This window comes from Pseudorhodoplanes sp., assembly GCF_035565855.1.
GTDB lineage: Bacteria > Pseudomonadota > Alphaproteobacteria > Rhizobiales > Xanthobacteraceae > Pseudorhodoplanes.
This window is the reverse complement of record NZ_DATMRX010000202.1, coordinates 1-3351: the sequence shown is the minus strand read 5'-3', so window position 1 is coordinate 3351 and position 3351 is coordinate 1. Positions and strand designations below refer to the sequence as shown.

Below are 3351 nucleotides of genomic sequence, written 5' to 3'. Positions count from 1 at the left end.
ATGCCGAACGCCGCGACCGTGTCGGCGGAGGCAAATCGCCAGCCGGGGAAGATCGACTGCACGATCTCGAAGCCGTGTGCCACCCAACCGATGCATTCCAGCAGCGCGCGTTCGTCCATTTGAGGCTGCGGTGGATGCGCGAGACCGAACACGATCTCCGGTTCGATCTGCGGCTCGCATAAGTGCGACAACGCGAAGCGCGGAGAAGCATCGACCGCACTGACCGTATGCGCATACATATCGCCCCAGATCGGCTGGTCGATCTTGTATTGCGCCCACAGATCGCGATTGGTGAAACCGATCTTGCGGCCGACCGGCTTCTCGCCGCGCGCGATGCGAAGCGCGCGAACCGCTGCGGCCACCGCATAGGCCTGCGACAGATCGAAATCGGATCGTCTGGCGGTGAGAGGTTCGATCTGGCGTGTCCCGTCGAGCGCCGCCAGAACCTCGTGTGCGAGTGCTTCGGAAGCTGCCGTCATGCGCTCGGTGCGCGGCCTGCCGGAAATGCGATTTCCACCAGCGTTCCGGCATTCACCGCGCTCTTGATCGAAAAGCGGGCGCGATTGGCCTCGACCAGGGCCTTCGTCAGCGGCAGTCCAAGTCCGGTGCCGGTGGTGGCGTCGGTCCGTGACGTGGTGATCTGGCGGAAGGGTTGCAGCGCGGTCTGAAGATCCTTCTCGCTCATGCCGATGCCGGTATCGCGCACCCGCAGCATCACCTCGCCGCGCTCATTGATTGCCGTGGATACGATCACCTGTCCGCCGGCGGCCGTGAACTTGATCGAATTCGACAACAGGTTCAGCACGATCTGCCGGACCGACCGCGCATCGGCAACGATCTCGGGGATGTTCATCGACAACGCTGTGCGCACGATCACCCGCGCACGCCCGGCTTGCGCCTGCATCATCGCGACCGATTGCTGCGTGACCTCGTTCAGATCGACGCGCTCGAAATTAAGCTCCATCTTGCCGGCCTCGATCTTGGAGAGATCGAGCAGGTCGTTCAGCAGCGAGACGAGATGCGCGCCGGAAGCCTGGATGTCCTTCAGATAATCGCGATAGCGCTCGTTGCCGACCGGGCCGAAGCGCTCTTCCGTCATCACCTCCGAAAACCCGATGATGGAATTGAGGGGCGTGCGCATCTCGTGGCTGATCTTGGCGAGGAATTCCGATTTTGCTTCGGATTCCCGTTCCGCCTGCTGGCGGGCCGTCAGCATCTCGCGTTCGGCTTCCTTCCAGCGCGTCAGGTCGCGGAACAGCACGTGCACGCGCGTGTCTGTGGGGTTGGCGCGGCCCAGAATCATTTGCAGCGAGATGAGCCCGCCGAGGCGGCGCCGGCCGATGACCTCTTGATCGGCCTCGTCGGCGATGGCCTGCGAGTGGAGCAAGCGCTGCAGCCGAGCCTGCGCGATGCGTTCGCTGTCCGGTGCGAAGAGCGCACCAAAGGGATATCCGGCGAGGGTATGCGGCTCAAATCCGAAGAGCGTCTCCGCCCGTGGATTGGCGCTGACGATGATGCCCCGATCGTCGACGGTGACCATGCCGTCGGTGGCGATGTCGAGAAGCGCCGCCAAATCATTCGTCGGTGCAACATTCTGGGGCTCGGCGGGCGTATCCGGCTCCAGCATCAGCATCTGAGCCTTGGCGCCCTCGAGCTCAACGGTGACGAGCTGGCCGATACGCGCATGCTGGCCTTGCGAGGCGAAGATGCGCAGCCGCCGCTCTCCGGCTCCGCTCGCCGAGTTGTCGAACTCGACGTCCATCGCCTCAAGGCCACCGGCGGCGGCGAGATCCGAGAGCGAAGTCCGTCCCGCGAAGGCAAGAAAGGCCGGATTGGCATAAATGAGACTTGCGCCCCGATAGATCAGCAGACCGATCGGCAACCTGTCGAGGAGGGGGCGTTGCGCCCCCAGCGGATCTTCAGCGGTGACAAGCGGCTCCGGCACGACCGCAGTAGCGTCGCGATCAGGCCGGGCTTGAGGCGAGGACATCAACACCGGCGGCACATAGGCCGGCTCTTCGTCCTCCTCGCTCGGCTTTTCCATCAATCCGCGCGCGAGTTCGTCGGCTCCGCGCAGGCGCGCGGCGAGCCGGCTGCCGAGGTCGCGGAACGCGCTGCGTTCGGCCGGATTCAGTCCCGGCGCTCTGGTCTCGGGCTTTGGCTCGAGGGGAGCAATGGGAAACGGAACCACATTCTCCGTCGGCAGCGGACGATCATCTTCAGGCGCTGCGTTCGGCTCTTCGGGGGCGGCGTCGATCGCGACAACCGTATCGCTGCGATCGGACACGGGCGCCGGAGGCTCCACCAGATGAACCGGATTTTCGGTTAGCGTTGGATCAAGCGCAGGCGCGGAGCGTGCCGCCTCACCTGGTGCGGTGACGCTTGGTGCGAATTCATAGGACGGCTGCGCGACCGCCGCAGGCTCTGACTCACGGGCTTCTCTCGTCCGCGCGTCGTGCCACACCCCCAGTCCCCGATAGCCCCGGAATGTGCGATCGGCGTCGAAGGTCGGGATGCCGGACAAGGTGACGGCGATCATGTCGCCGTCAGCCGTTGGCCAATTGACCGTGATGCCGCTCCAGGTGTTGCGCGACACCAGTGCCCGCGCAATCTTGCCGTCCGGATCGAGTGCGAGCTTCGCGGAGATTTCCCCCCAGAACCGACCGAGCAAGTTGGCTGTACGAGGGCCTGCAATCTCGGCAAACTCGCCGTGCGCGATGGTGAAGCGGTTCTCGGCATCGGTCTGCCAGACGAAGCGCTGCGGATGGACGCGGTCGATGTCCGGGTCGGGGTCCGTCGCGGCGGGCGATGGCGCCTTTTCGCTTTGACGTCCATGCGACACGGCCGCGATTTGCAGTGGCGTCCTGGCCATCGCGGTGATGGCCTCGGCAATCGGAGAGAGGTCAAGGAGGTCGGACGGAGCGACGGATGCTCCATCGGACCGGGCGCCCTCAGACTGCTGCGCATCGTCCTGCAGGAAGGCAAAGACCACGGTATCGTCACCGCAGCCGATGCGCAGGGTGGGGGTGCCGCTCTTGAGATCGCTCAGCGACGTTGCGCGGCCGATGCGCCGCGACGCCTCCTCTGTCGCACACAGCAGCGATCCGTCCGGCGAGAAGGCTGCGGCCGCGCCGCTGTCCTCGATCAGATAGCGGGCGCGTTCATGCAGCGACAGATTCGTGCCCGCGTTCTCGACCGCGATCACCAGAATCCCTTCGCCTCCGCTTGTGGCCACCGGGATGCGGGCGCAGCGGCAGGTGAGGGGCCGGCCAAATGCGGTGCCAAGCCCGCGCAGCCGCTCGAGCCGTGGTGGTGCGCCCTTCTGCAGCGTGGCAGCGCTGCGGGCGAGGT

At 65.4% G+C, this 3351-nt stretch carries 1 protein-coding gene and 1 pseudogene; both read right to left on the bottom strand.

Annotated elements, in window-relative coordinates; genetic code table 11:
* Positions 1–479: pseudogene (locus tag VN004_RS11175) on the bottom strand (hydratase); the annotation flags it as partial.
* Positions 476–3351 (bottom strand): histidine kinase dimerization/phospho-acceptor domain-containing protein (locus tag VN004_RS11170; RefSeq protein WP_325609938.1); only part of this gene is annotated, 2876 nt, incomplete at its 5' end. The pseudogene VN004_RS11175 and the gene VN004_RS11170, both read right to left, overlap by 4 nt.